This window comes from Shewanella sp. 11B5 (genome assembly GCF_002836795.1).
Classification (GTDB): Bacteria; Pseudomonadota; Gammaproteobacteria; order Enterobacterales; family Shewanellaceae; genus Shewanella; species Shewanella frigidimarina.
In genome coordinates this window covers 1-2406 of sequence record NZ_PJAP01001068.1, presented here as the reverse complement: position 1 = coordinate 2406, position 2406 = coordinate 1, and the positions used below count along the sequence as shown (strand labels likewise).

General features: G+C 39.6%; 4 protein-coding genes and 1 pseudogene. 4 read left to right on the top strand and 1 reads right to left on the bottom strand.

The window, feature by feature from the left end:
* The 4 genes from CXF78_RS20385 to CXF78_RS20370 all read left to right on the top strand — a co-directional run.
* Window positions 1–221: response regulator transcription factor SsoR (locus CXF78_RS20385; protein WP_145991592.1), on the top strand; the 221-nt coding region annotated here is incomplete at its 5' end.
* 105 nt (window positions 222–326) lie between these two features.
* Window positions 327–1451 carry a M14 family metallopeptidase gene (locus CXF78_RS20380; protein WP_102037779.1) on the top strand — a complete coding sequence of 375 codons (1125 nt, stop codon included), beginning with the start codon at window positions 327–329 and terminating at the stop codon, window positions 1449–1451.
* A gap of 56 nt (window positions 1452–1507) precedes the next feature.
* Window positions 1508–1825, top strand: coding sequence for a zinc ribbon domain-containing protein (locus tag CXF78_RS20375; RefSeq protein WP_102037778.1), 318 nt, complete (start codon window positions 1508–1510; stop codon window positions 1823–1825).
* The gene (locus CXF78_RS20370) at window positions 1822–2103 is read left to right on the top strand and encodes a YeaC family protein (RefSeq protein ID WP_102037777.1); all 282 of its coding nucleotides are present in this window, start codon (window positions 1822–1824) and stop codon (window positions 2101–2103) included. The genes CXF78_RS20375 and CXF78_RS20370 overlap by 4 nt, the downstream gene beginning before the upstream one ends.
* Window positions 2104–2236: 133 nt before the next feature.
* On the opposite strand, the pseudogene ansA reads toward CXF78_RS20370, so the two are convergent.
* Window positions 2237–2406, bottom strand: a pseudogene (gene ansA / locus CXF78_RS20365) (asparaginase); the annotation flags it as partial.

The following is a 2406-nucleotide window of genomic DNA, read 5'->3' as shown; positions in this document are numbered from 1 at the left end:
CGCAAACAGAATATCGATTATTCAAATATTTATTTGATAGGCAAGGCGAGGTGGTTACTAAAGAAGAATTACAACTTCGAGTGCTGCATAAAGAACTTGGACGTTTTGACCGTAATTTAGACATGCATATCAGTAATACTCGCCGTAAATTAGTCAAACGTAATTTACCACGCGAACTAATTAATACCGTTCGCGGTCAAGGTTACAGCTTTAGCTTTTAATGGTTCACACCAATTGCCGCATTTGATAAGCTATGGCGCATAAAATAAGGCTAATACCAATCGTTATTAAGCCCAAAATAAGCGCAAGCAATAAAGGATAATCTAATGCGGATTACAGCAAACTTTGACGGCGGCAATATTGACGTCATTAATCTAGACAAACATGATGATATACAACTCGCCATTCGTCCCGATTTTGGTGGTGAGTTTTATCAATGGTTTAACTTTCGTTTAGAAGGGGAAGTCGGTCAGACATATACCCTTAATATTCTCAATGCCGGTAGTGCATCTTACCCAATAGGTTGGGAAGAGTATCAAGCCGTTGCCAGTTATGATCGCCAAACATGGTTCCGATTACCTACTCAGTATGTCGATGGCAAATTAACCATCCAAGCCGAGCTCGATTGTGAAGCCATTCAAATTGCTTATTTTGCACCGTACAGCTACGAACGTCATTTAGATTTAATCAGTGAAGTGCAATTACATCCAGCAGTGAGTCTTGAACATCTTGGGTTAACGCTTGATGGTCGCGACATGACTTTGCTTAAAATTGGTGATGCTAACCCAGATAAAAAGAATATTTGGATCACTGCACGTCAACACCCAGGCGAAACCATGGCTGAATGGTTAGTCGAAGGCTTGCTAAATCAATTACTCGATAGTGATTGTCCAACTTCAAAAGCCTTATTAGACAAAGCCAATTTCTATATTGTGCCTAATATGAATCCAGATGGCAGCGCACGCGGCCATTTACGTACTAATGCTGTAGGTACTAACTTAAATCGCGAATGGCAAACACCGAGCTTAGAAAAAAGCCCTGAAGTGTATTATGTCGTTAATAAAATGCATCAAACTGGTGTTGATTTATTTTACGATGTGCACGGCGATGAAGGTCTTCCTTATGTGTTCCTTGCCGGTTGTGAAGGGGTGCCAAGCTACAACGATAAAATGGCTCAATTACAACAGCAATTTCTCAGTGCATTGACCATTGCCAGCGCTGATTTCCAAACAGAGTTTGGTTACGATAAAGATGAGCCAGGTAAAGCGAATTTAACCGTGGGTTCTAACTGGGTAGCCAATACGTTCAGTTGTTTATCGAACACGTTAGAAATGCCATTTAAAGACAATGCTAATTTAGCCGACCCATTTGTGGGCTGGTCTCCAGAGCGTTGCGTATATTTAGGTGAAGCGTCATTAGTTGCGATGTTAGCTGTGGTTGATAATTTATAATCGCGACTGTAAGCAGTAATTTTTATCTTCAGATGATCAAGCAGGTAGAATAAATTATGGCCTTAGTTGCATGTCCTAAATGTCAAAAGCGAATTTCAAGTCTGGCTAAGCAATGTGAGCATTGTAAAACCGACTTGACTGGTAATACTGAGTCATTAACGATTATCAGTCACATTGAGCGTTCAAATAGCTTAATGACCCAAAGCTTTATCTTTTTGACATTGTTTATAGCAGGGGTTGTGGTGTGGTTTTGGGGAGGAGAGCCTGCACAAGGGCTAACTTCTTATATCGCGATTGCAAGTTTTGTTATTGGCTTTACGGGTTATCTTGTTACCAGAGTTAGAATAGTGTTACATAAACGGAAATCAGTATGAACGATATCAATAAAGTCATTGATGAAATGCCTGAAGAAGTATACCTACGCTTGTTGTCTGCAACGGAGCTTGGTAAGTGGGATGACGGCACAGTATTAACAGAACCACAGCGTGAGTCGACCTTACAAGTGGTGATGTTGTATCAAGCGCGTAAGTTACATCAAACTGAACATTTTACTATCGCAGCGGGTGGTAATATTAATGAGCTGTCCAAATCTGAGCTGAAAAAACAATTTAAAGGCGATCCTATCGCCGAGTTTAAAGAAGCTGATTTATAATCATCTGAAATTGAATAATATGTGTTATCAGTAATGGATATTATAAGACAAAAAATGCGAGCTCATTAGCTCGCATTTTTATTTAGCTTTTATGTGGTTAAGATAATAACCACATAAATATCAATAACGTAATCTAGTCCGTCGTCAGTTCACCAATCAGATTTTCCTGCATACGTTGCTTAATTTGCGCTGGAGTTAATCCTATAGACAACAAATAATGCAATTTGGCTAATGCCGCTTCAATGGTCATATCAGCACCACTTATTACTCCAGCTTGAGCTAAAGCATTACCTGTAGCATAAC

Bases quoted from the DNA above. Each gene is read 5' to 3' on its own strand.
- CXF78_RS20370 (WP_102037777.1), top strand. From the start codon at position 1,822: ATGAACGATATCAATAAAGTCATTGATGAAATGCCTGAAGAAGTATAC.
- CXF78_RS20380 (WP_102037779.1), top strand. From the start codon at position 327: ATGCGGATTACAGCAAACTTTGACGGCGGCAATATTGACGTCATTAAT.
- CXF78_RS20375 (WP_102037778.1), top strand. From the start codon at position 1,508: ATGGCCTTAGTTGCATGTCCTAAATGTCAAAAGCGAATTTCAAGTCTG.